Below are 24,713 nucleotides of genomic sequence, written 5' to 3'. Positions count from 1 at the left end.
TACCCTTTTTGAGCGTCTTATATTTAATGAGACGCTCACTTTTATTATTAGAAGTTTGGAAACTTTATTACATGTGGATATTAGAACAGTTAAGTGTATTTGAAATAAGTTGACGAAAGCTCTGAAAAACAAATGTTTCACGTGTAACATTTTGTAAAACATAATACAGATTTGTCGAAACAAGCTAAGGAAGGGAAGTTGAAAAATGCTATTTGATACACATGCTCATTTAAATGCTATTCAATATGATGAGGACTTGGAAGAAGTCATCGAAAGGGCGCAATTGGAGAAAGTTACACATATTGTTGTGGTAGGATTTGATAAAGAAACGATTACAAGAGCTATGGAACTCACAGAAAAATATGACATGATATATGCAGCAATAGGGTGGCATCCCGTTGATGCAGTGGATATGACAGATGAGGATTTACTGTGGATTAAGGATTTGGCTTCACATCCAAAAGTAGTTGCTATAGGTGAGATGGGACTAGATTATTACTGGGATAAGTCACCAAAAGAATTACAAAAAGAAGTATTTCGTAAACAAATTCAATTAGCTAAAGAGGTAAAGCTTCCAATCATCATTCATAATCGTGATGCAACAGAAGATGTGGTGGAAATTTTGCGAGAGGAAGGAGCTAGTGAAGTAGGAGGCATAATGCATTGTTTCACCGGAAGTTTAGAGATAGCAAAGCAGTGTATGGACATGAACTTCTATATTTCATTTGGTGGTCCTGTAACCTTTAAAAATGCAAAAAAACCGAAGGAAGTTGCTAAAGAAATTCCAATCGAGCGATTACTAATTGAAACAGATTGTCCTTATTTAACACCACACCCATTTAGAGGAAAGCGTAATGAGCCAAGTTATGTAAAGTATGTAGCAGAACAAATTGCTGAGCTAAGAGAGATGGATTTTGAGGAAATTGCCCAAAAAACATCCGACAATGCTATGAAATTATTCGGCATAACTCGATAACGAAAGTTGTCGAGTTATGCAGGAGCTTGTCCACTTTTTGAGAAAATCATTCAGTTCTACATGTGTAAACTTCCTCATAGTATATCTTTGTCGATAACTCTTACTTCACTTTTCCTGACTTATTAAGCATAATTATGAGTACGTTGGAAAAATGAGACAACGCCCAAAGGGTTGACAAGACGAAAGATACTCTATATAATCCACGAGGAAGAAGGAGGCGGTTTTCATTTTTAGTGAAAATTTGAAAAAGCTGTTTTCCGAAAAAGTAATAAAGAACAAATTTGTCCTTTCTGCTACTAGTTTAATAGTTTTAGGATCTGGGTCTGCATACGGTACATATGAGTTAACGAAGGACTCTGTCTCATTGACCATCAACGGTAAAGAAGAAATAGTACGTACACATGCAAACACTGTCAACGATTTACTTGAAGAATATGAAATAGATATAAGACAAGAAGATGAACTATCACACGATACTAAAAATAAAATTAAAGATGATATGAAAATCACCTATAAAGCAGCAAAACCTATTAAAGTTGCAATGGGTGATGAACGAAGGACAATTTGGACAACAGCGGATACAGTTAAAGAACTGATACAACAAGAGGATATTGATGTCACTGAGCACGATCGAATAGAACCAGCTTTAGATACAGTAATTAAGAACGATTTGTCACTAACAATTGATAAAGCATTTCAAATTACACTAAATGTTGGCGAAGAGGAAAAGCAACATGTTTGGACTACTTCGACTACTGTCGCTGACTTTTTAAAGAATCAAGATGTTCAATTAAAAGAATTGGATAAAGTTGAACCCGCTCTAACAGATGAATTAACTGAAAAGAGTAATGTTACAGTAACCAGAATAGAAAAAGTCACCGATGTAGTGGAAGAACCGATCGCCTTTAATGTTGTGGAAAAGAAGGATGACAACATTGAGAAGGGCGTACAAAAAGTTATCAACTCAGGAAAAGAAGGTAAGCAAGAAAAACATTATGAAGTTACAATTGAAAACGGCCAGGAAGTAACGAGAAAACTATTGAAAACTGAAACAGTTCAAAAAAGTGAAGATCGTGTAGTTGCTTTAGGAACAAAGGTTGTCCAAACGAGTACAACTGTTGCTTCTCGAGGAAACGATTCTGTTTCAAAAGAGTTTTATGTGAATTCAACGGCTTATACTGCAAATTGCAATGGTTGTTCCGGAACCACTGCAACAGGTGTGAATTTAAAAGCAAATCCGAATGCAAAGGTTATTGCTGTTGACCCTAATGTTATTCCTTTGGGTACCAAAGTATATGTCGAGGGCTATGGATATGCAGTTGCTGCTGATACTGGTTCTGCTATTAAGGGGAACAAAATCGATGTGTTTCTATCATCAAAATCAGCTGCCTATCGATGGGGTTCGAAAAGAGTAAAAATTAAAATTTTAGAATAGATTTGACAGAGGATTAATTTCCTCTGTTTTTTATTTTCTCATTGAAATAAATTCTTATGAGACCAAGGCTGTTCCAACCCACACTTTTGTTCTTTTTAAAAGGAATGTATACTGTTTATATCTCTTCATTACATAAGACGTAATTACATAGGGAAAAGTTTCAACTTTTTTGGAGGAAATAATGAAAATAAAAGAAATTATTGTTGTAGAAGGAAAAGACGATACTACAGCTATAAAGAGAGCTGTTGATGCAGATACAATTGAAACAAATGGCTCTTCAATAGGAGATAGTGTTATTGAACAAATTAAATTAGCTCAACAAACACGTGGAGTCATTATATTTACTGATCCGGATTTTCCGGGTGAAAAAATCAGAAAGACCATTTCAGAACTAGTGCCTGGATGTAAGCATGCATTTTTGCCCAAAGATGAAGCAAGGCCTAAACGAGGTAGAGGAATAGGAGTAGAGCATGCTTCGAATGATGCCATCCAAAAAGCTCTTTATGCAGTTAAGGAAGAAATGAAGGAATTTACAAGTGAGATTAGTTTTGACGATTTACTTGATGCAGGTTTAATAGGTGGCAATAAGGCAAAGGATAGACGTGAAAAATTAGGATTGCTTTTGAAAATAGGTTATACAAATGGGAAGCAACTACACAAAAGGTTACAAATGTTTCAAATCTCAAGAGGCGATTATTTAAAAGCTATAAACAAAATCCTGCAGGAGGAAAATAAGTGATGACGAAGGATATTGCAACACCCATTCGCACAAAAGCTATCTTAGAAAAGTACGGCTTTTCATTTAAAAAAAGCCTAGGTCAAAACTTCTTGATTGAGCCAAATGTTCTTTCCAGGATTGTTGACCATGCAGAAGTAACAGATAAAACAGGAGTTATAGAAATTGGGCCGGGTATTGGTGCTCTAACTGAACAGTTAGCCAGAAGAGCAAAGCGTGTGATTGCTTTTGAAATTGATCAAAGGCTGCTCCCTATTCTTAACGAGACATTAGAGCCGTATAAAAATGTAACAGTTATTCATCAAGATGTTCTGGAAGCAAATCTAAATAAGGCAATTGAAGATTCCTTTCATGATTGTGAGGAAATCATGGTTGTGGCTAATTTACCATACTATGTTACTACACCAATTATTATGAAGCTATTAGAAGAAAAACTGCCATTAAAGGGTATTGTTGTCATGCTTCAAAAGGAAGTTGCTGATCGAATATCAGCTGTTCCGTCCACAAAAGAATATGGTTCTCTCTCAATTGCTGTTCAATATTATACAGAAGCGAAGACGGTCATGACTGTACCAAAGACAGTTTTTGTGCCTCAACCAAATGTAGATTCAGCAATCATTCGATTATTAGTTAGAGATGAACCAATTGTTGAAATTGAAGATGAAGACTTTTTCTTTCAAATTGTACGTGCGAGCTTTGCGCAAAGGAGAAAAACATTATTAAACAACCTTGTGCATTATCTGCCAAATGGAAAAGAGCAGAAGGGGAAAATTGAAGAGGCTCTTCTTGAAATTGGAATTGATGGTAAAAGAAGAGGAGAGTCTTTATCGATTGAAGAATTTGCTAAGCTCAGTGATCATTTAGTTAAAATAGTAAACAGATGATAAAAAAACAGGGGTGTCCCGTAAAGGAACAACCCTGTTTTTTTTGTTTTACTATCAGAAAGTATATAAGTTTTATGGATGATCGTATAAGAAAAACTAAAGCTTTCGTCATTAGGACTTGGCGACAAGCCAAGTTTTTCTAATCTTTTTTCAGCATATCACCAATTTTAAAAACCTACATAGGCTAGAAAAGGATCATTTTTAATTCTTGATCCCAGCTTAAAGGAGAAGGGCCTGACGTTGTGAGCTAACTTGATAAGACAACAGGTGAATCATTCATTGGAGTGGTAGAGGATGCAAGTAAAAATTGGAGATGTTGTTGCGAGAAAATCATATAATCTAGACTTATTGTTTCGTGTTATAGACGTAAAAACAACTGCTACAGGTGAGCTGGTGGCAATTTTATATGGAGATGAAGTAAGACTAATTGCAGATGCAGGATGCAATGATTTAGTTATCGTTGATGAGGCCGAAAAAAATACAAGGAAACAAAAGGAAAAAGAACGAATTGATCAGTCTTATTATTTATTTCGGCAGGACTATCAGTTGCTAAGAGAAAAACAAGAATATTACGCTACTTCCAGCTACAGTCATAATGAGGAGTTTTTCCATATCCCGGGGAGGGTCCTTCATGTTGATGGAGATCCACTTTATTTACAAAAATGCCTCTCCTTGTATGAAAAAATTGGAGTGCCTGTAAATGGTGTACATGTTAATGAAAAGGAAATGCCTGAAAAAATTACAGACCTCCTAACTAAATACCGACCAGATATATTAGTTGTTACAGGACATGATGCTTATTCAAAGCATAAAGGTAGTATAGATGATATTAATGCTTATAGGCATTCCAAGCACTTCGTTCAAACGGTTCGGCAGGCACGTAATAAAGTTCCACACCTTGATCAGCTTGTCATCTTTGCGGGGGCATGTCAGTCACATTTTGAATCACTTATACGTGCAGGTGCTAATTTTGCAAGTTCCCCATCTAGAGTTAATATTCATGCACTAGATCCGGTTTATATCGTTGCAAAGATCAGCTTTACACCTTTTGTTGAAAGGATTAATGTATGGGATGTTTTAAGGAACACTCTCACTCGGGAAAAGGGGCTAGGCGGTGTCGAAACACGAGGAGTACTAAGAACAGGTATGCCTTACAGAAAACCAACAAGTCCATGATTCCTGGCCGCTTACGTTTTCAATATGTAAGTGGCTATTTTTTGTTGATCAGTCTTACATTGGGTGAAAGAAGAGGAGAATTTATCTTCTATTTTCGACTAAATCTCAAAACGGAATGGCTGATTCTTTTCAACACATAGATGAAAAATATTCATCATTTTAACAAAATTAGTTCGTTTTTTCCTCTCTAAACTTATGCATTGTATGAAAAAAATGAACATTCATATCAATAAGATGAAAAAACATTCATTTTCTTTACATAAAAGTTAGGATGTTTGTTCAAACTATAGGTGACAAATGAAAATTTTGTTGAAAATATTTTATTGACAGTAGTGAAAAGATACTGTTATAATTTAAATTTTATTTGACTACATAGGCGAAAGGTTGTATAATAATCTTAGTGAGGTGGATGCAATGGGAAAAACTCTAACGGATATTAAAAAATCCTTGGATGGTAATCTTGGCAGACGACTAACTCTTAAAGCTAATGGTGGTCGTAGAAAAACGATAGAACGCTGTGGTGTACTAGCAGAAACCTATCCATCTGTCTTTGTTATTGAGCTTGATCAAGATGAAAATTCGTTTGAACGTGTATCTTACAGCTATGCCGATGTTTTGACTGAAACAGTACAACTTACATTTTTTGAAGATACAACAGGTTCTTTTGCAGTTAGCGGACAGTAGACAGCATATGTTTACTGTTTTTTTGTCGTTTAGGAAACTGTAAGATTATGTAAACTACGCATGGGTGCGCGACATCTAGCTCCAGCGTCTAGCCATAAAGAAATTGAGACAAAGAACGTCTTCTATTCATTTGCGTCTTATTTGCCCTTGGCTGATCAATGCACTTGCGCTTTTGTTCCTTAAATTTCATATCATACATATCTAGATGTTTATATTCAAATACTATAAAAGCAGTACTTTTTCTATTTGGAAACTTTAGCTTATCCTCTGAAGGGAAGTGTGTTTGCAATGGCGAGACGTCGTGGAATAATGTCTGAAAGCTTTAAATATGAATTAGCAAAAGACTTAGGATTTTACGATATCGTGAAGGAAGAAGGCTGGGGAGCAATCCGCTCACGTGATGCTGGGAATATGGTTAAGCGTGCGATTGAACTAGCTGAAGCACAGCTAGCGAAACAACAGAATAAGTAACGTATAGATTGGCGGTACAGGGTTTGGTTAATAAATCATTCATTTTGGTTTGAATGGTGTTAACCGGCCCTTTTTTTACGATATAGATTATATGATGTAGAAGGATATGTCATTTTCTTTACTATTTATTCCCTAAAAGAATAAAAAACCACTAATATGATAAGAAATGAACAGAGGTACTTGTATTTGAATCATATATCTAATGGTCACTGTCTTCTATCCATTCCGCGAATCTGGTTATAATACAATGGAAATGTCGAAAAAAGCAATACGATACATGCTTTTGTGGTACAATGTTGATACAATTTTAGTTCGTTCAAGTAGGTGACAAAGATGCGTGTTTTAGAAAAGGCACCAGCCAAGATAAATTTATCGTTAGATGTTCTCCGTAAGCGACAAGATGGTTTTCATGAAGTAAGAATGATCATGACAACTATTGATCTTGCGGATCGTGTTGAATTAGTAGATATTTCCCCAAATGAAATCCGGATAGTCTCACATAATCGTTTTGTTCCAGACGATCAGCGGAATTTAGCTTATCAAGCAGCAAAGTTATTAAAGGACCGTTTTAATATTGAAAGAGGTGTATCCATTTCAATTACAAAAACAATACCGGTTGCTGCAGGATTAGCTGGTGGAAGCAGTGATGCGGCAGCGACATTAAGAGGACTTAATAAGTTATGGAAACTTGGTTTGACTCTAGATGACTTAGCAAAGCTCGGAGCTGAGATTGGGTCAGATGTATCCTTTTGTGTATATGGAGGAACCGCACTGGCAACTGGCCGTGGTGAAATGATTCAGCAAATTGACCCGCCACCACATTGCTGGGTAGTGCTTGCAAAGCCAACGATCGGGGTTTCAACAGCAGATGTATATCGAAACTTAAATCTGCAAACGGTTCAACACCCTGATGTAGATGGAATGGTTAGTGCCTTACATAATAATCATTATGAAAAAATCTGTTCATTAATGGGAAATGTCTTAGAAGATGTTACATTGCGTATGCATCCAGAGGTAGCAAATATAAAAGAACAAATGAAAAGGTTTGGTGCTGATGCTGTATTGATGAGTGGAAGCGGACCAACAGTATTTGGGTTGGTACAGTATGAGTCACGTTTACCACGTGTATATAATGGTTTAAGAGGCTTTTGTGATCAAGTATTTGCTGTAAGGATGCTTGGGGAGCGAAACATCCTTGATTAAATACGGATATTAAGTTATATTTACAATAATAATATTCGGATTTTGGGGGTTACCAGTTCATGAAATTTCGTCGTAGTGGTCGACTTGTTGATATGACAAACTACATGCTTCATCATCCACACTCTTTAGTACCATTAACATTTTTTTCTGAGAAATATCAATCTGCTAAATCATCAATTAGTGAAGACTTAACGATTATTAAAGAAACGTTTGAACAGCAGGGAATCGGGACATTATTAACTGTGCCAGGTGCTGCAGGTGGAGTGAAATTTATCCCTAAGGTAGAAGCGAATGAGGCAAAGCAATTCATAGCTGAACTAGGTGAGCTTATTGCAAAACCAGAAAGACTGCTTCCCGGAGGTTATTTATATTTAACTGACCTTCTAGGCACTCCATCTATCGTTAATAAAATTGGTCGTCTTTTTGCGACAGTTTTTAGTAACCGGAAAATTGATGTAGTCATGACGGTGGCAACGAAGGGGATACCATTGGCATATGCCGTAGCAGCACAGCTGGATGTACCTGTTGTTATTGTTAGAAAAGACAGCAAAGTAACAGAAGGTTCAACAGTAAGTATAAACTATGTTTCGGGATCATCAAAGAGAATACAAACGATGTTGCTTGCTAAACGCAGCTTAAAAGAGGGGTCAAATGTACTCATTATTGATGACTTCATGAAAGCTGGAGGTACAATTAACGGCATGATTAGCCTCTTGGAAGAGTTTAAAGCAACTGTAGCGGGCATAGGTGTTTTAGTGGAAACAGAGGGTGTTGAAGAAAGATTAGTTGATCAATATGTATCACTGGTAAAATTAGCTGACGTGGATGTTCGTGAACGAAATATTCACGTGACAGAAGGCACTTACTTTCAGATTGTAAATACTAAAGAGATTGGAGAGGAACTTTATGAAGATCGTTAGTACAAGTCAAGCACCTGCAGCAATTGGACCGTATTCACAAGGAATGATTGTAAATAATTTGTTTTATAGCTCCGGTCAAATTCCTTTAACCGCTGAAGGAGAAATGATTTCAGGGGAAATTGAGGCGCAAACACAACAAGTGTTTAAAAATTTAAAAGCTGTATTAGAAGAAGCAGGTGCATCTTTAGAAAGTGTTGTAAAAGCAACTGTATTTCTTCAAGACATGAATCATTTTCCCTCTTTTAATGAGGTATATGGACAATATTTCTCGACTCATAAGCCTGCACGTTCATGTGTAGAAGTGGCAAGATTGCCAAAGGATGCTTTAGTTGAAATTGAAGTTATTGCATTAGTTAAATAATATGAAAAGTCAATCACTCTGATGTGGTTGACTTTTTTTGTAGCTAAAAATCAAAAAAATAGAATATTTGTCAATTATTTTGCCTAAAATTAAAAAAATTTTCAAATTAAGGGAGGAATAACAGAAGTAACGTTGAATTTAGTAACTAAAGTTTTTCATATGGGGAAAAGGTGGTGAACAGAATGGAAGTTACAGACGTAAGATTACGCCGCGTAAATACCGAAGGACGTATGAGAGCAATTGCATCTATTACGTTAGATCATGAGTTTGTAGTTCATGATATCCGCGTTATTGATGGTAATAATGGTCTCTTTGTTGCGATGCCAAGTAAGCGCACTCCTGATGGTGAATTTAGAGATATTGCACACCCTATCAATTCTAGTACACGCGGAAAAATTCAAGATGCTGTACTGGCTGAATATCATCGTTTAGGTGAATTAGAAGTTGAATTTGAAGAAGCAGGTGCTTCATAAAATAACAAAGGAACTTTGTACAACTGTACAAGGTTCTTTTTTTTGTTTTAGGAAATACTAAGATCTAAGATTAGGTCCTTATGTAGGAGAATGATTCGACAATTTTTTTCAAGATTTCAAACAAGATTAAATGATTTTTTAGGTAAGTTCAATTGAAAGATGAAACTTGTGATAAAATTAGAAATATCATGTACTTTTGTTTGTTGTCTTGAAATGCGACTTATTTTAAGATATATTTTTTTATGGATAAAAAGGTACTGTTTTGTGGTGAATAAGAAAAACCAATGCTTACGCCTTAGGAATTGGCAAAGAGTAACGTTTTTCTATTGATTATAGCTTAATGGAGGCTTATTTAAATGGATAATCGGTATGCAGTTATTCTGGCTGCTGGACAAGGGACAAGAATGAAATCCTCACTATATAAAGTGTTACATCCTGTTTGTGGTAAACCAATGGTTCAGCATGTACTTGATCAAGTAACACAATTATCATTGTCGAAAGTTGTCACAATTGTCGGCCACGGTGCTGAAAAGGTAAAGTCTGAGCTTGGTGATCGAACAGAGTATGCATTACAAAGTGAACAATTGGGAACGGCGCATGCAGTAATGCAGGCTGCACCATTTCTTGAAGATGAAGAGGGTACGACAATTGTTATCTGTGGTGACACCCCATTAATTCCGGCTGAAACAATGTCTGCCTTGTTAGCACATCATCAAGAAACAAATGCAAAGGCAACGATCCTTACAGCAAATGCTGAAGATCCGACTGGATATGGCCGTATTGTCCGTAACCAAGAGGGAACAGTAGAAAAAAACGTTGAACATAAGGATGCATCAGAAGACGAACGAATGATTACGGAAATTAATACAGGTACATATTGTTTTGACAATAAAGAATTGTTCAAGGCATTAAAAAATGTTTCTAATGATAATGTTCAAGGAGAATATTATTTACCAGACGTAATTGAGATCCTGAAAAAAGAGGGGAAAGTCATTTCAGCGTATCAAACAGCATCTTTTGAAGAAACATTAGGAGTAAATGATCGAATTGCATTATCACAAGCGGAAAAACTAATGAAACAACGTATTAATAAAGAGCATATGAGAAATGGTGTTACAATTATAGATCCGGATAATACGTATATTTCTGTTGATGCCAAGATAGGCCGCGATACAATGATTTATCCAGGAACAATGATCATTGGTGAAACTGTGATTGGTGAAGAATGTGTTGTTGGCCCAAATACAGAAATTAAAAACTGTAATATTGGTATTAAAACAACGATCAGACAATCTGTCGCACATGATAGCGAAATCGGCAGTAAAGTACAAATAGGCCCATTTGCACATATTCGTCCTTCTTCTCACATTTCCGATGAGGTGAAGATTGGAAATTTTGTTGAAATTAAGAAGTCATCAATGGGCAAAGGCAGTAAGGCCTCTCACTTAAGTTATATTGGGGATGCAGAGGTGGGATCTGAAGTAAACCTTGGATGTGGTTCCATTACGGTTAATTATGATGGAAAAAATAAATTCTTAACAAAAATAGAAGATGGTGCTTTCATAGGCTGTAATTCAAACTTGATTGCGCCCGTCACAGTTGGAAAAGGTGCATATGTAGCAGCAGGCTCAACTGTAACAAATGATGTACCAGAAAAAGCATTAACAGTTGCACGTGCTCGACAAGTAAATAAAGAGAATTATGTCGATCGTTTAAATCATAAAAATTCCTAATGGAGGTTTACACTTTACATGTCTAATCGCTATGAAGATTCAAATTTAAAAATATTTACATTAAATTCCAATCCTGCATTGGCAAAAGAAATCGCTGATATTGTTGGCGTTGAATTAGGGAAAAGTTCTGTAACACGCTTTAGTGATGGAGAAATTCAAATAAACATTGAAGAAAGTATTCGTGGCTGTGATGTGTATATTATTCAATCTACTAGTAACCCTGTGAATGAGCATATCATGGAACTACTAATTATGATTGATGCTTTAAAGCGTGCATCAGCAAAAACAATAAATATTGTTATTCCGTACTATGGCTATGCAAGACAAGATAGAAAAGCGAGAGCAAGGGAGCCTATAACAGCAAAGCTTGTTGCAAACTTACTAGAAACAGCTGGCTCAACGCGTGTTATTACATTGGATCTTCATGCACCTCAGATACAGGGATTCTTTGATATTCCGATCGATCATTTAATGGGAGTACCGATCTTAGGTGAGTATTTCTTAGGTAAAAATTTAGATGATATCGTTATTGTTTCTCCTGATCATGGGGGTGTAACAAGAGCCCGTAAACTAGCAGATAAATTAAAAGCACCTATCGCAATTATTGATAAAAGACGTCCAAGACCAAATGTAGCAGAGGTTATGAATATTGTTGGTCATATTGAAGGTAAAACGGCGATTTTAATAGATGATATTATTGACACAGCAGGGACAATTACATTAGCTGCAAATGCTTTAGAAGAGAATGGGGCAAAGGAAGTATATGCTTGCTGTACACATCCTGTTCTATCAGGACCGGCAATCGATCGTATTGCTAATTCAAAAATCAAAGAATTAGTCATAACTAATTCAATTCAACTTCCGGAAGAAAAACGGATAGATAAGCTAGTAGAACTATCAGTTGCTCCACTTATAGGTGAAGCGATCATTCGAGTACATGAAAAACAATCAGTAAGTCTACTTTTTGATTAATTTTTATACTCTCTTAACTTTATAAAAACCTACCGTACCTGATCTAAGAGATAGATTAGGTGCTGGATAGGTTTTTTTTCGTATCTTTCACTTTATTCGCTTAAAAATGTTTATACCTTTCTCGTTATGGGCAAACAATATATATGAACGAATATCGTGAGGAAGGTGTAAATATGACAACTTTACAAGCAATGAAAAGAACAGAATTCACTAATTCGGCAAAAAGAAAAGTTCGTGAGTCTGGCAAGATTCCAGCTATAATTTATGGTAAAGCTAAAGAAAGTCAACCAGTAGCGTTAGATAGCATAGAATTAATTAAAACCCTTAGAGATGAAGGAAAGAATACCGTTCTCCATTTGGATGTTGATGGTTCGTCACATGCGGTTATGTTGTATGATATGCAGACAGATCCACTAAAGAATGAGATTATTCATGCTGACTTTCATATTGTGGACATGCAGGCGGATGTTCAGGTAGAAGTGCCTGTCCATCTAACTGGGGAAGCACAGGGTGTTAAAGACGGTGGTGTATTACAACAATCATTGCATGAAGTGACGATTACGGCAAAGCCAGGTAATATTCCTCAATCAATAGATGTAGACATTACAAACTTGGGTGTGAATGAGACTCTTTACATTAAAGACCTCTCGACAAGTCCAAACTATCAATTTACTCAGGATGAGGAACAGGTAGTGGCCTCAATACTTCCGCCACAACAGGAAGAAGAAATTGATAGCGGAGAAGAACAAGAACCGGGACAACCTGAAAATGAAGAAGGTCGGGAGAATAGCGAAGAATAAAATAATTAAAATAGAACAAAACTAGTGTCAGTTCTTCATGAGCCAAATATGGAGTAATCTTATCCATATTTTAAGGAAATGAAGGCTGACACTTTACTTTTATAGTAAGAATTTATATGCTAAATAAGATATAATAGTAAAAAGGGCAATAATATTAATTCTTTTTATGATTCTTAAATAGATGATCTTGTTTGGAGGCGAAGGGTGTTTATGAAGCTCGTCATTGGGTTGGGAAACCCTGGGAGGCAATATGAAAATACCAGGCACAATGTGGGGTTTAAAGTAATTGACAAGCTATCAGAGGAGTTAGCAATTCCTCTTGATCGGCAGAAATATAACGGGATATACGGTATGGGTCATATTTCCGGAGAGAAAGTCATATTATTAAAACCACTTACATACATGAATTTATCAGGTGAATGTATTCGCCCTTTAATGGATTTCTATGATATAAGTACAGAAGAAATCGTTGTTATATACGATGATTTAGATCTTCCTACTGGTAAAATTCGTTTAAGGTCAAAAGGCAGTGCCGGTGGACATAATGGTATTAAATCAATGATTCTTCACTTAGGAACACAAGAATTTAATCGAATACGAGTTGGGATAGACCGCCCAATTAATGGGATGAAGATTACAGATTATGTGCTAGGAACATTTACTCCAGAAGATATGGAAGGTATAAACGAAGCAATAAATTACAGTGCGAAGGCTTGTGAAGACTGGCTTCAGAAAAATTTCGTACAAGTGATGAATGAATATAATTAAATCCAATGTGCTTGCCTTCATTTTCTATATGTATAGTCCCTCGTAAAAAGGACCATACTAAACGTAAAAAATTCCTTTTTAGGAGGATAATGATGGCTTTGCATTATTATTGTAGACACTGTGGTGTAAAGGTAGGAAGCCTTGATAATATCTCTGCTTCAAGTGAGCAGCTTGGGTTTCATCATTTAACACATGATGAACGCCAGGAGATGATCACATATGAGCAAAGTGGTGATATGCACATAAAGACGATTTGTGAAGACTGTCAGGATGCATTACATAGAAACCCTGATTTACATCAAGTGGAACACTTCATTCAGTAAGAGCTTTGGGTGACCCCCAAAGCGTTTTTCTGTTTACCTCTCCACTAATGGATCGAAACATACCGAATACTGTAAGTAGTACTGAAACCCAACATTTTTTATGTTAGGTAAAGTGAAAAATGAAATATTGAGAGGGGGCTGAGCTTGAAAAGTTTACAGCAGTTTTTTTATGAAAATGATGATTTTAAAACAATTGTTTCCGGTATTGAAGAAGGACTAAAAGAACAACTTGTCGCAGGTCTTTCCGGTTCAGCTAGGACAGTTTTTACAGCTTCACTCTATCATGAGTTAAATAAATCGATCTTGATTGTGACACATAATTTGTTTCAAGCTCAAAAGGTTTATGAAGATTTACTAAACTTGATTAAAGATAATGTTTATCTTTATCCTGTTAATGATTTGATAGCATCTGAAGTGGCAGTAGCGAGTCCTGAGCTAAAAGCACAACGAATTGAAGTATTAAATCAATTGTCTGAAAGGAAAAGCTCGATAGTCGTGGCTCCCGTTGCAGGGATAAGGAGATTGCTGCCGCCAAAACCTCTTTGGAAACAGAAACAATATAAGTTGTCTCTAGGACAAGATATAGACTTGGATGAATACATTCAACAATTTATCTCATTAGGCTATGAGAGAGTTGATATGGTTAGTGCTCCGGGAGAATTTAGTGTTCGCGGAGGAATTATAGATATCTATCCCCTTACAGAGGACAATGCGATAAGAATTGAGTTATTTGATACTGAAATTGATTCTATCAGATCGTTTAATATAGAAGACCAAAGATCGATAAAGATGTTAGAAAATGTTGTGATTGGTCCAGCTGTAGAGATGATTATAACAGATGAGTCAAGAGAGAATTGTATTCGGAGAGTAGAAGAAGGTTTAGCGAAAAGTCTCAAAAAGATGAAGAATGAACAGCAAAAGGAATTGTTGGTAGAAAATATTCAATACGATTTAGAGCGTTTACGCAACAATCAGCTAAATCAAGATATGTTTAAGTTTTCATCACTCTTCTATGATCAGCCTGCTAGTTTACTAGACTATTTTTCGAAAGATTCCATGGTTGTTCTTGATGAAATAAGTAGAATTCATGAGACATATGACCAGTTAGAACGTGAAGAAGCCGAATGGTTTACAGGCCTGCTTGAAGAAGGAAAGGTATTTCAGGATGTGAAAATGTCACACTCTTATATGGATGTTATGACAAAAAGTAAGCATCCTTCTATTTATCTTTCCTTATTTTTAAGACATGTGCCACATACTAGTCCTCAAAACATATTAAATTTATCTTGTAAACAAATGCAAAGTTTCCATGGTCAAATGAATGTGCTGAAAAATGAGTTAGAACGTTGGCAAAAGGCACAGTATGCGGTTGCATTTCTAGGTGTTAATGAGGAAAGAACAAAAAAGCTTCAGGATGTATTGGAAGACTATGAGATTGAGGCAAAGATTTTAGGGGAAGATGATTTTTTACACATTGGCAAAATTTCTATTGTTGAAGGGGATTTACAAACAGGGTTTGAACTCCCGATGCAAAGATTAGCGGTTATTACAGAAGAAGAGCTGTTTAAGAAAAGGGCTAAAAAGCAAGTCAGAAGACAAAAGCTTTCAAATGCAGAACGGATTAAGAGCTACTCTGAACTGGAAATTGGCGACTATGTTGTTCATGTTAATCATGGTATTGGAAAATACCTTGGAATTGAAACACTTGAAATTAATGGTATTCATAAGGACTACTTAAATATTCGCTATCAAGGTAGTGACCAGTTATATGTTCCTGTTGATCAAATTGATCAAGTTCAAAAATATGTAGGGTCTGAAGGTAAAGAGCCAAAAATTTATAAGCTTGGTGGAAATGACTGGCGTAGAGTGAAGAAAAAGGTTGAATCTTCTGTACAAGATATTGCAGATGATTTGATCAAACTGTATGCCGAGCGGGAAGCAAGTGAAGGTTATGCCTTTTCACCAGATGGAGAAATGCAGAAAGAATTTGAACTGGCATTTCCTTATCAAGAAACAGAGGACCAGATTCGTTCTATCGTAGAAATTAAAAAAGATATGGAACGACTTCGTCCGATGGACCGCTTATTATGTGGAGATGTGGGATATGGAAAAACAGAGGTTGCGATTCGAGCGGCCTTTAAAGCAATTGCCGATGGAAAACAAGTAGCGTTGCTCGTCCCAACCACGATTTTAGCTCAACAACATTATGAAACGGTCAGAGAGCGTTTCCAGGAGTATCCTATTAACGTTGGTCTTTTAAGTCGTTTTAGAACGAGAAAAGAAATTACTGAGACAACAAAGGGATTAAGTAATGGCAGCGTAGATATGGTGATAGGAACTCATCGTCTGCTTTCAAAAGATATTAAATATAAGGATTTAGGATTACTTATTATTGATGAAGAGCAGCGATTTGGTGTAACACATAAAGAAAAAATAAAACAACTAAAAGCAAATGTCGATGTGCTAACCTTAACAGCAACTCCAATTCCTAGAACATTGCATATGTCCATGCTCGGAGTAAGAGACTTATCAGTTATTGAAACTCCACCTGAGAATCGTTTTCCTGTTCAAACATATGTTGTCGAATACAATGGAGCATTAGTAAGAGAATCAATTGAGAGAGAAATGGCACGTGGAGGCCAAGTATTTTTCTTATATAACCGTGTGGAGGATATAGATCGTAAAGCAGAAGAAATTTCAATGCTTGTTCCTGATGCAAGGGTTACCTTTGCACATGGGAAAATGACTGAAAATGAACTCGAATCTGTTATGTTAAGTTTCCTTGAAGGAGAATTTGATGTACTTGTAAGTACGACAATTATTGAAACTGGTGTGGATATTCCTAATGTTAATACATTAATTGTGAATGATGCAGATAAAATGGGATTATCGCAGCTTTACCAGCTTCGTGGAAGGGTTGGACGATCTAATCGTGTTGCATATGCATATTTTACTTACAGGAAAGATAAGGTCCTAACAGAAGTTGCTGAAAAGCGTCTGCAGGCAATTAAGGAGTTCACTGAGCTTGGTTCAGGTTTCAAAATTGCAATGAGGGATCTTTCAATTAGAGGAGCCGGGAATCTATTAGGTGCTCAACAGCATGGATTCATTGATTCTGTTGGTTTTGATTTATACTCTCAAATGCTGAAAGAAGCGATAGAGGAAAGACAAGTAGATAAGCCAAAACAAAAAGCTATTGATGTAGAGATTGATCTTCAGGTTGATGCATATCTTCCACAGACATATATTACGGATGGGCGTCAAAAAATTGATATGTATAAACGTTTTAGATCAATAACTGAATTAATCGAATTGGAAGAATTACAGGAAGAAATGATCGACCGTTTCGGAGAATATCCTGTAGAAGTTGAGTACTTATTCCATATTGCAAGAATTAAGGTTTTTGCTATTCAAGAACGAGTTGAACTTATCAAGCAAGATAAAGAAACAATAATGATGCTTATAGAAGAAGAGGCAAGTAACCAAATTGATGGACAAAAGCTGTTTGATTTAAGCAATAAATACCCTCGCATTGTCGGTTTAGGAATGGAAGGCAGCAGATTAAAATTAACCGTCAATACAAAAGGTCTTGGCGTTGAAAAATGGTTGGCGATCATTACAGATCTTTTAAATGGTCTTTCACAAGTGAAAAAAGAAGAAATCTCAGCAAAATAAGTTTAAAAAAAGAGTTAATAGGCGATTATTATTAGTTGCTTTTCATTTTCTCCTAAAAAATCCGATTGAGGATGTATATTACACGATTGGTGAAGGATACTAATTTCAACAAACGATGATTGTTACATAAAAGAAACTCCTGTCATAAACAGTTCTTATTTTTATACTTACGGCAGGATAGTAACAACAATCATCAATTTCCTATCATCCGATGAAAGTGAGGCAACATAAGATGAAAGCAACTGGTATTGTTCGTCGCATTGATGATTTAGGTCGTGTAGTTATTCCAAAGGAAATACGCAGAACCTTACGAATTCGTGAAGGAGATCCTTTAGAAATATTTGTGGATCGCGATGGAGAAGTCATTCTAAAGAAATACTCACCGATCAGCGAGCTAAGCGATTTCTCTAAAGAATATGCCGATGCCTTATACGATAGTTTGGGACATCCTGTATTAATCTGTGATAGAGACACTTTCATAGCTGTGTCTGGAGGATCGAAGAAGGAATACTTAAACAAGAACATTAGTGACATTGTCGAGCAGGTTATGGAAGAAAGAAATTCAGTTTTAAAAACTGATGCAGGAGACATCCAAATCGTTGAAGGTTTAAGCGAAGATATTAAGTCATATACAATTGGGCCAATCGTTGCAAATGGAGATCCAATTGGAGCAGTTATCATCCTTTCTAAAGAGCAATCAATTGGAGAGGTTGAACACAAGGCAGTGGAAACAGCTGCAGGGTTTTTAGCTCGCCAAATGGAGCAATAAGAGGAAAAGGTAGCGGATTTTCGCTACCTTTTTTATGTACTTGAAAAATAGGTACGGTTGGTCTGATCAAGGCGCTTGCGCTTTTGATATATGCTATAATTGCTAATAGAGGATGTTTGAGAGGGGATAGAATGAACATCGAAAAAGATCATATGAACATTGCCTTGCGTGGTGTTTTCATCCTGACAATTGCAGGGTTAGTAACAAAAATATTAAGTGCAGCTTACCGTGTTCCTTATCAAAATATTGTAGGGGATATTGGCTTTTATATTTATCAGCAAGTTTATCCATTTTATGGGATGAGTGTGGTGTTAGCAACTTCCGGTTTCCCTGTTATGATATCAAAAGTAATGAGTGATTTAGGCCACGGAAAATCGGAGCAGGATCGTTCAAAAATAATGTCCATTGCTATGATATACTTAACGATCTTTGGGTTGGCATTGTTTTTTCTTCTATACATATATTCGCATCCTATCTCAAAAATAATGGGAGATGCAAAATTAGCTCCTCTTATTGAGATCTCTTCTTTCTCATTCTTGTTGGTTCCTTTTGTTTCCATACTAAGGGGTTATTTTCAATTTGAGCAGAATATGCAACCAACAGCAGTATCTCAAGTGGTAGAACAGGGATTTCGAGTTTCTTTTATTTTAATAAGCTCTTATTTTTTCATTCATTTTGGGTATGATCTCTATACAGCAGGTTGGGGAGCATTGGTATCATCTGTAATGGGAAGTATAGCGGGATTATCCATTCTTCTTTTCTTATGGAGACGAAACAAAAAGGAAAGAAGATTACATTGGAATCTATCAGCATCAATTCAAGCTAGTGAAATTGTATTAACGTTACTTAAATATAGTTTTAGCTTTGGGATTACTAGCTTGTTGCTTATTCTCATTCAGTTAGTCGATGCCCTGCATTTATATGCTTTACTTCTTCATAATGGCACAGGTGAGGAGATGGCAAAAGTAGCAAAAGGAGTATATGACAGGGGACAACCGTTAATTCAACTAGGTACAGTGGTGGCAACGTCCTTCGCATTATCACTTGTTCCAGCTATTGCTCAAGCAAAAATGCAGCAAAATGAGGATTTTATAAAGGAAAAGTTGCAGCTTTCCTTGAAATTATGCTTAGTTATTGGTGCCGGCGCGGCGGGAGGATTAATAGCCTTAATAGATCCTATTAACATGATGCTTTTTAAAGATATTTCAGGCTCAAAAGTACTGATGATTTTAAGTGGATCTATTTTATTTACATCCATATGCCTAACAATGTTTGCTGTTTTACAAGGTTTAGGGTACACATTTGTACCTTCAATAGCGGTTGTAATCGGCGTGTCCTTTAAATATCTTGGGAATATCATGTTAATTCCCAAGTATGATGTGACGGGAGCCGCGATATCAAGTCTTGTAGCATATTTTGTTGTTGCTTTGGTCATGATGATATTCATTAAAGTGAAAGGTTTTTCTTTTCCTTACTTAAGAACAACTGTTCAAATAGGAATGGCGATTATTATTATGGCCATTACTCTTAAACTAGGGCTGGCATATGTTGGACCTGAAACTCGTGCACACTCAATGATCATTTCACTAATTGGGGTATTCATTGGTGGAGTTGTTTATATCGTTTTAATTTTAAAAATGAAAGTATTCTCACATTCAGAGATTCAATATATTCCTGTAGTAAAGAAACTTTTTAAATAGAAATGAGGTACATAGATGACAAAAACAATTACAATTGTAGGGCTTGGTGCAGGAGATCTGAATCAGCTGCCATATGGTGTGTATCGATTGTTAACTCAATCGGAACATCTATTTTTACGAACAAAGGAACACCCTGTTATATCTGAGCTTAGGGATCAATTACATTTTGAGTCCTTTGATGCCATTTATGAGCAGCATGATGATTTTGATCATGTTTATACAACTATTGTGGATACGCTTCTTACAAAAGCAAATGAAATGAATATCATCTATGCCGTGCCTGGTCATCCACTTGTTGCTGAAAAAACAGTTCAGCTTCTTTTAAAAGAAGGAAGAAAAAAAGGATATATAATTAAGATTGAAGGTGGACAAAGTTTTCTGGATTCCACTTTTCAAGCATTAGAAATAGATCCTGTAGAAGGATTTCAGCTTGTTGATGCATTTGATTTAAGAAAAGAGATGCTACAGCTGAAGGGACATGTTATTATCACTCAAGTTTATGATCAAATGATAGCTTCTGAGGTAAAGCTTACACTTATGGAGCAACTACCTGATCATTATAAAATCAAAATTGTCACAGCTGCAGGCAGTAGTCTACAGGAATTGAAGGAAATTGAGCTTTATGAATTAGATCGTGAAACAACTATTAATAATTTAACAAGTGTTTATATACCACCTGTTAAGGATGACACAATTCTTTACCACCAATTTTCCTCCTTCCGTCATATTATTGCGGAATTAAGAGGACCGAACGGATGTCCATGGGATAAAGAACAAACACATCAATCATTGAAAAAATATCTTATAGAAGAATGCTATGAATTATTAGAGGCGATCGATAAGGATGATATTGATCATATCATTGAAGAACTGGGAGACGTGTTATTACAGGTTGTGCTTCATGCCCAAATTGGCGAGGATGAAGGTATGTTCTCCATTGATGATGTGATTAAAGGTGTAGCTGAAAAAATGGTTCGTCGTCATCCCCATGTTTTTGGTCAACAATCTGTTACTGATTCAGATGAAGTCCTGGCTAATTGGGAGGAAATAAAGAAGAAAGAGAAGGGCACAAGAGAAGAGCAATCAATACTGGATGCTGTTGCATCTTCTCTTCCGGCACTATCTAAAGCATTTCATTTGCAAAAGAAGGCGGCGAAGATCGGCTTTGACTGGCCGTCAGTGGATGGTGCATGGGAAAAGGTAAAAGAGGAGTTAAAAGAATTTGAAGATGAAATTGCTGTGAATAAAGATCAATCGTTCATCATGAAGGAGTTTGGTGATCTTTTATTCGCTTTTGTAAATGTTGGAAGACACTATAAAATTGAACCAGAAGAAGCTCTATCTTCAACAAATGTGAAGTTTTATGATCGATTTGGGTATATAGAAAAGATGGCAATTGAGAATAATCAACAACTCCAAAACATGTCTTTAGAAGAGATGGATCATTATTGGAATGAAGCAAAGAAATTAGATAAAGGATGAGGGATAGAAGATGAGGTTAGATAAATTCTTAAAGGTATCAAGGTTAATTAAACGAAGAACATTAGCTAAGGAAGTAGCAGATCAAGGGAGAATATCCATAAACGGGACGCCGGGTAAAGCCAGTTCCAATGTGAAAATTGGTGATGAGTTGATGATCCGCTTTGGACAAAAACTGGTGACAGTTGTTATTGAAGACTTAAAGGAAACAACAAGAAAAGAAGAAGCGACAAACCTTTATCGAGTGGTGAAGGAAGAGAAGGTTGAGCAAGATTCTTTTTAAGTGGTTGCTTTCATATCTGCCTTAGTCTGGTCAAGGCGCTTCCGAATTTGTACGATAGAAATGTAAAATATCTTACTTAGTGTTGGTGTCTAGCTCCAGGCGCCATCGGCTCGAGTCATAAGCCAAGTAGGAATTGAAGGTAAAGAGCACCTTCTATTCCTACTCGTCTTATGCTTGTCGCCGATAATCGGGTGCCTTACGCATTTCATATAGCTTGTTCTAAACCGAATTGAAGGATCATACACATGTAAAGGAAAATCCTTTATTAGAATTCGGAGGTAGAATATGAGCCAATACTATGAAAATCATGCATCTGGACATAAAGGTACGATTCAAGAGCATGATGTGATCATGCGAGGCAGAAAGTTAATAGAGATCACCGGTGTAAAACAGGTTGAAAGCTTTGATAGCGAGGAATTCTTATTGGATACGGTTATGGGGGCCTTAGCAATTCGTGGTCAAAACCTTCAAATGAAAAACTTAGATGTTGATAAAGGAATCGTATCTATAAAAGGTAGTAGAATATTTGATCTAATTTACTTGGATGAACAGCAATCGGAGAAAGCTAAAGGACTCTTTAGCAAGTTATTTAAATGAGTTTAACAACACAGTTTTACACTATGCTTGCGATGGTAGGAATGGGTAGTTGGATAGGTGTAGCTCTAGACACATATGGTCGCTTTTTGAAGCGGCCATTGAGAGCTAGGTGGGTTGTTTTTATCAATGACTTTATGTTTTGGGTTGTTCAAGGCCTAATATTATTTTATCTTTTGTTACTTGTAAATGAAGGGGAACTAAGGATTTATATCTTCCTTGCCTTACTCTGTGGGTATGCGGCATACCAGGGACTGCTTAAACAACTCTATTTGAAGCTTCTGGAATATTTCATTCAGACAAGCATCCGATTATACAACATAATCAAGAAGATCGGACAGGTTTTGCTTGTTCAGCCTATACGAGCATTGATACAACTTATCATCGTGATTGTACTTGGAATTGTCAAAGTTATATGGAATTTATTAAAATGGGCTTTTCAATTTGTATATTCTTTGGTTAAAATTTTACTAGCCCCTTTAAAATGGGTAGGAAGGCTTTTATGGAAACTGGTTCCACTACAGATAAGGCAATTTATTACAAGAATTCTTTACAAATTAGCAGGATATCTAAATAAAATCAAGAATACACTTAATAACCTAAAATTGTGGTGGCAACGTTTAACAAAGAAGTAAGGAGGAGAAAAATGAGTCTCGAAAGATCGAAGAAAATTACTGAACTACAATCACAATATGCAATGGAGCAAGAGAGACAACAGCAAATTTCCAAAAGGCGTAAAAGAGGCTTATTTCGGCGGCTATTATTACTTGGGATAATAGTCATCGTCACTTCTTCTGTTATAGTGACCACTTTATTTAGTCAATCTTCAGCCATAAATGAAAAAAATGAACAAAAAGAAAAGCTGGAAGAAGAATTAGCCGGCTTGGAAAAAGAAGAAAATTTATTAAGAGAAGAAATTGTAAAACTTAATGATGATGAGTATATTGCAAAGATTGCTAGACGAGACTATTTCTTATCTGATGATAATGAGATCATCTTTAACATAAAAGAGTAGCCTTGTTGACACTGGATTTTTTATTTATGTATAATATAATAAAGGTTCGAATGATTTTTTATCTGTTTAAGGAGGAGCATTATTTTTATGTCGATTGAAGTTGGCAGCAAGTTACAGGGTAAAGTGACGGGCATTACTAATTTTGGAGCGTTTGTGGAGTTACCAGGCGGATCCACAGGTCTCGTTCATATTAGTGAAGTAGCCGATAATTATGTGAAAGATATTAATGATCACTTAAAAGTCGGAGATGAAGTTACAGTTAAGGTTATTAATGTTGAAAATGATGGGAAAATTGGTTTATCTATTAAAAAGGCCATTGACCGTCCAGAGCGTCCTCAACGTCCGGAACGCCCAAGAAATTCAGACCGCCCGAGATCAAGAGGGAATGATTTCCGCAATAATAGTAATAACAAAGAGAACTTTGAACAAAAAATGAATCGTTTCTTAAAAGATAGTGAAGATCGTCTAGCTTCATTAAAACGTAATACCGAATCAAAACGTGGTGGTCGTGGGGCTAGAAGAGGATAGCTTGCTGCTTTCATATACATTTTGTGAGTAAGGAAAACATGATTGATATGTTTTCCTTTTTTATATGCTTAATTTTGAAATTTATATTGACAGGAAACCTAAATCGATTGTATTATAAATCTTGTGCTTTTAAACAAGGAGCATTATTAAAACTATGGCGGTGTAGCTCAGCTGGCTAGAGCGAGCCGTAAACATCCTGATTTTTCTTCCGTGTAGGCTGGTGAGGAATGTGTCTGGAAGAGACATGACGAACATGCTTTAAACAAGGGAGCGTTTTTAAAAACTATGGCGGTGTAGCTCAGCTGGCTAGAGCGTACGGTTCATACCCGTGAGGTCGTGGGTTCGATTCCCTCCGCCGCTACCATAGAAAAAATATGGCCCGTTGGTCAAGCGGTTAAGACACCGCCCTTTCACGGCGGTAACACGGGTTCGAATCCCGTACGGGTCATCAATGAAGAAACTAGTTGCGTTCTGCAGCTAGTTTTTTTGTTATGTGAAAAACTTATTTCGATCATAATTATTAATAAATTCAACTAACATCTCCAGTAGTTCAACCATCATGCCAAGAGATTCAACTAATCCCCATATATAGAACTTAATCAAAGAATAGTTTTTACCCTACCCATTTAATGCTCATACTATTCCAATTATCTTTTGACTATTCTTGACTCGACATTACAGGTTTCACACAAATTTGACGAAAGACTTGCTGAAAAAAATACTATTCATTTAGATATTTGTCGCTTTTTTCAAAA

The 24,713-nt window shown here is 36.2% G+C and carries 25 protein-coding genes and 2 tRNA genes; all 27 read left to right on the top strand.

What is annotated here, in order from left to right; genetic code table 11:
• Nucleotides 1–205: 205 nt before the first annotated feature.
• Entirely contained in the window at nt 206–976 is a 771-nt protein-coding gene (locus AC0L8O_RS22420; RefSeq protein WP_473445409.1) for a TatD family hydrolase, read from the top strand.
• 241 nt (nt 977–1,217) lie between these two features.
• A complete protein-coding gene (locus tag AC0L8O_RS22415; RefSeq protein WP_473445408.1) occupies nt 1,218–2,411 on the top strand; it encodes a ubiquitin-like domain-containing protein in 1,194 nt (397 codons plus the stop codon).
• 181 nt (nt 2,412–2,592) lie between these two features.
• Nucleotides 2,593–3,150 carry a ribonuclease M5 gene (gene rnmV, locus AC0L8O_RS22410; protein WP_473445406.1) on the top strand — a complete coding sequence of 186 codons (558 nt, stop codon included), beginning with the start codon at nt 2,593–2,595 and terminating at the stop codon, nt 3,148–3,150.
• Nucleotides 3,150–4,031 (top strand): 16S rRNA (adenine(1518)-N(6)/adenine(1519)-N(6))-dimethyltransferase RsmA, encoded by an 882-nt coding sequence (gene rsmA, locus AC0L8O_RS22405; protein WP_473449090.1) that lies wholly within the window; start codon nt 3,150–3,152, stop codon nt 4,029–4,031. Before rnmV ends, rsmA begins: the two co-directional genes overlap by 1 nt.
• Before the next feature lie 294 nt (nt 4,032–4,325).
• Nucleotides 4,326–5,207, top strand: a complete 882-nt coding sequence (gene yabG / locus AC0L8O_RS22400) for a sporulation peptidase YabG (protein WP_473445404.1) — start codon at nt 4,326–4,328, stop codon at nt 5,205–5,207.
• A 414-nt stretch (nt 5,208–5,621) separates the two neighbouring features.
• A complete protein-coding gene (gene veg / locus AC0L8O_RS22395; protein WP_026562427.1) occupies nt 5,622–5,891 on the top strand; it encodes a biofilm formation stimulator Veg in 270 nt (89 codons plus the stop codon).
• Between the two features lie 288 nt (nt 5,892–6,179).
• Entirely contained in the window at nt 6,180–6,362 is a 183-nt protein-coding gene (locus AC0L8O_RS22390; RefSeq protein WP_473445402.1) for a small, acid-soluble spore protein, alpha/beta type, read from the top strand.
• Between the two features lie 333 nt (nt 6,363–6,695).
• A complete protein-coding gene (ispE, locus tag AC0L8O_RS22385; protein ID WP_078433052.1) occupies nt 6,696–7,565 on the top strand; it encodes a 4-(cytidine 5'-diphospho)-2-C-methyl-D-erythritol kinase in 870 nt (289 codons plus the stop codon).
• A 59-nt stretch (nt 7,566–7,624) separates the two neighbouring features.
• A complete protein-coding gene (gene purR / locus AC0L8O_RS22380; RefSeq protein ID WP_473445400.1) occupies nt 7,625–8,485 on the top strand; it encodes a pur operon repressor in 861 nt (286 codons plus the stop codon).
• Entirely contained in the window at nt 8,472–8,846 is a 375-nt protein-coding gene (locus AC0L8O_RS22375; RefSeq protein WP_473445398.1) for a RidA family protein, read from the top strand. Before purR ends, AC0L8O_RS22375 begins: the two co-directional genes overlap by 14 nt.
• A 182-nt stretch (nt 8,847–9,028) precedes the next feature.
• Nucleotides 9,029–9,319: a septation regulator SpoVG gene (gene spoVG / locus AC0L8O_RS22370; protein WP_026562422.1), complete on the top strand. Its 291-nt coding sequence runs from the start codon at nt 9,029–9,031 to the stop codon at nt 9,317–9,319.
• A gap of 356 nt (nt 9,320–9,675) precedes the next feature.
• The gene (glmU, locus tag AC0L8O_RS22365) at nt 9,676–11,052 is read left to right on the top strand and encodes a bifunctional UDP-N-acetylglucosamine diphosphorylase/glucosamine-1-phosphate N-acetyltransferase GlmU (RefSeq protein ID WP_473445395.1); all 1,377 of its coding nucleotides are present in this window, start codon (nt 9,676–9,678) and stop codon (nt 11,050–11,052) included.
• 18 nt (nt 11,053–11,070) lie between these two features.
• Nucleotides 11,071–12,024 (top strand): ribose-phosphate diphosphokinase, encoded by a 954-nt coding sequence (locus tag AC0L8O_RS22360; protein ID WP_026562420.1) that lies wholly within the window; start codon nt 11,071–11,073, stop codon nt 12,022–12,024.
• A gap of 173 nt (nt 12,025–12,197) precedes the next feature.
• The gene (locus AC0L8O_RS22355) at nt 12,198–12,824 is read left to right on the top strand and encodes a 50S ribosomal protein L25/general stress protein Ctc (protein WP_251685914.1); all 627 of its coding nucleotides are present in this window, start codon (nt 12,198–12,200) and stop codon (nt 12,822–12,824) included.
• A 210-nt stretch (nt 12,825–13,034) separates the two neighbouring features.
• On the top strand, nt 13,035–13,592 hold the full coding sequence (gene pth, locus AC0L8O_RS22350; protein WP_473445393.1) for an aminoacyl-tRNA hydrolase: 558 nt from the start codon (nt 13,035–13,037) through the stop codon (nt 13,590–13,592).
• A gap of 92 nt (nt 13,593–13,684) precedes the next feature.
• Nucleotides 13,685–13,915 (top strand): anti-sigma-F factor Fin family protein, encoded by a 231-nt coding sequence (locus AC0L8O_RS22345; RefSeq protein WP_026562417.1) that lies wholly within the window; start codon nt 13,685–13,687, stop codon nt 13,913–13,915.
• Nucleotides 13,916–14,059: 144 nt separating this feature from the next.
• Nucleotides 14,060–17,590 (top strand): transcription-repair coupling factor, encoded by a 3,531-nt coding sequence (gene mfd / locus AC0L8O_RS22340; RefSeq protein WP_473445391.1) that lies wholly within the window; start codon nt 14,060–14,062, stop codon nt 17,588–17,590.
• Between the two features lie 232 nt (nt 17,591–17,822).
• Nucleotides 17,823–18,359, top strand: a complete 537-nt coding sequence (gene spoVT / locus AC0L8O_RS22335; RefSeq protein ID WP_026562415.1) for a stage V sporulation protein T — start codon at nt 17,823–17,825, stop codon at nt 18,357–18,359.
• A gap of 131 nt (nt 18,360–18,490) precedes the next feature.
• Nucleotides 18,491–20,059 carry a putative polysaccharide biosynthesis protein gene (locus AC0L8O_RS22330; RefSeq protein WP_473445389.1) on the top strand — a complete coding sequence of 523 codons (1,569 nt, stop codon included), beginning with the start codon at nt 18,491–18,493 and terminating at the stop codon, nt 20,057–20,059.
• Nucleotides 20,060–20,074: 15 nt separating this feature from the next.
• Nucleotides 20,075–21,541, top strand: a complete 1,467-nt coding sequence (gene yabN / locus AC0L8O_RS22325) for a bifunctional methyltransferase/pyrophosphohydrolase YabN (RefSeq protein WP_473445387.1) — start codon at nt 20,075–20,077, stop codon at nt 21,539–21,541.
• 10 nt (nt 21,542–21,551) lie between these two features.
• Nucleotides 21,552–21,821 carry an RNA-binding S4 domain-containing protein gene (locus AC0L8O_RS22320; protein ID WP_226530433.1) on the top strand — a complete coding sequence of 90 codons (270 nt, stop codon included), beginning with the start codon at nt 21,552–21,554 and terminating at the stop codon, nt 21,819–21,821.
• 285 nt (nt 21,822–22,106) lie between these two features.
• Complete coding sequence (gene yabP, locus AC0L8O_RS22315; RefSeq protein WP_026562411.1) at nt 22,107–22,418, top strand: sporulation protein YabP; 312 nt, start codon at nt 22,107–22,109, stop codon at nt 22,416–22,418.
• The gene (yabQ, locus tag AC0L8O_RS22310; RefSeq protein ID WP_473445385.1) at nt 22,415–23,050 is read left to right on the top strand and encodes a spore cortex biosynthesis protein YabQ; all 636 of its coding nucleotides are present in this window, start codon (nt 22,415–22,417) and stop codon (nt 23,048–23,050) included. Before yabP ends, yabQ begins: the two co-directional genes overlap by 4 nt.
• 11 nt (nt 23,051–23,061) lie before the next feature.
• Nucleotides 23,062–23,430: an FtsB family cell division protein gene (locus AC0L8O_RS22305; RefSeq protein WP_473445383.1), complete on the top strand. Its 369-nt coding sequence runs from the start codon at nt 23,062–23,064 to the stop codon at nt 23,428–23,430.
• A gap of 87 nt (nt 23,431–23,517) precedes the next feature.
• The gene (locus tag AC0L8O_RS22300) at nt 23,518–23,958 is read left to right on the top strand and encodes a S1 domain-containing RNA-binding protein (RefSeq protein ID WP_026562659.1); all 441 of its coding nucleotides are present in this window, start codon (nt 23,518–23,520) and stop codon (nt 23,956–23,958) included.
• Nucleotides 23,959–24,245: 287 nt separating this feature from the next.
• A tRNA-Met gene (locus tag AC0L8O_RS22295) sits at nt 24,246–24,322 on the top strand.
• A 12-nt stretch (nt 24,323–24,334) separates the two neighbouring features.
• Nucleotides 24,335–24,406 (top strand) — tRNA-Glu (locus AC0L8O_RS22290).
• Nucleotides 24,407–24,713 lie beyond the last annotated feature (307 nt).

It is taken from the genome of Metabacillus sp. KJ11-3 (assembly GCF_055808295.1).
The sequence above is the reverse complement of the archived record's forward strand: the minus strand, read 5'-3'. Positions and strand labels throughout refer to the sequence as shown.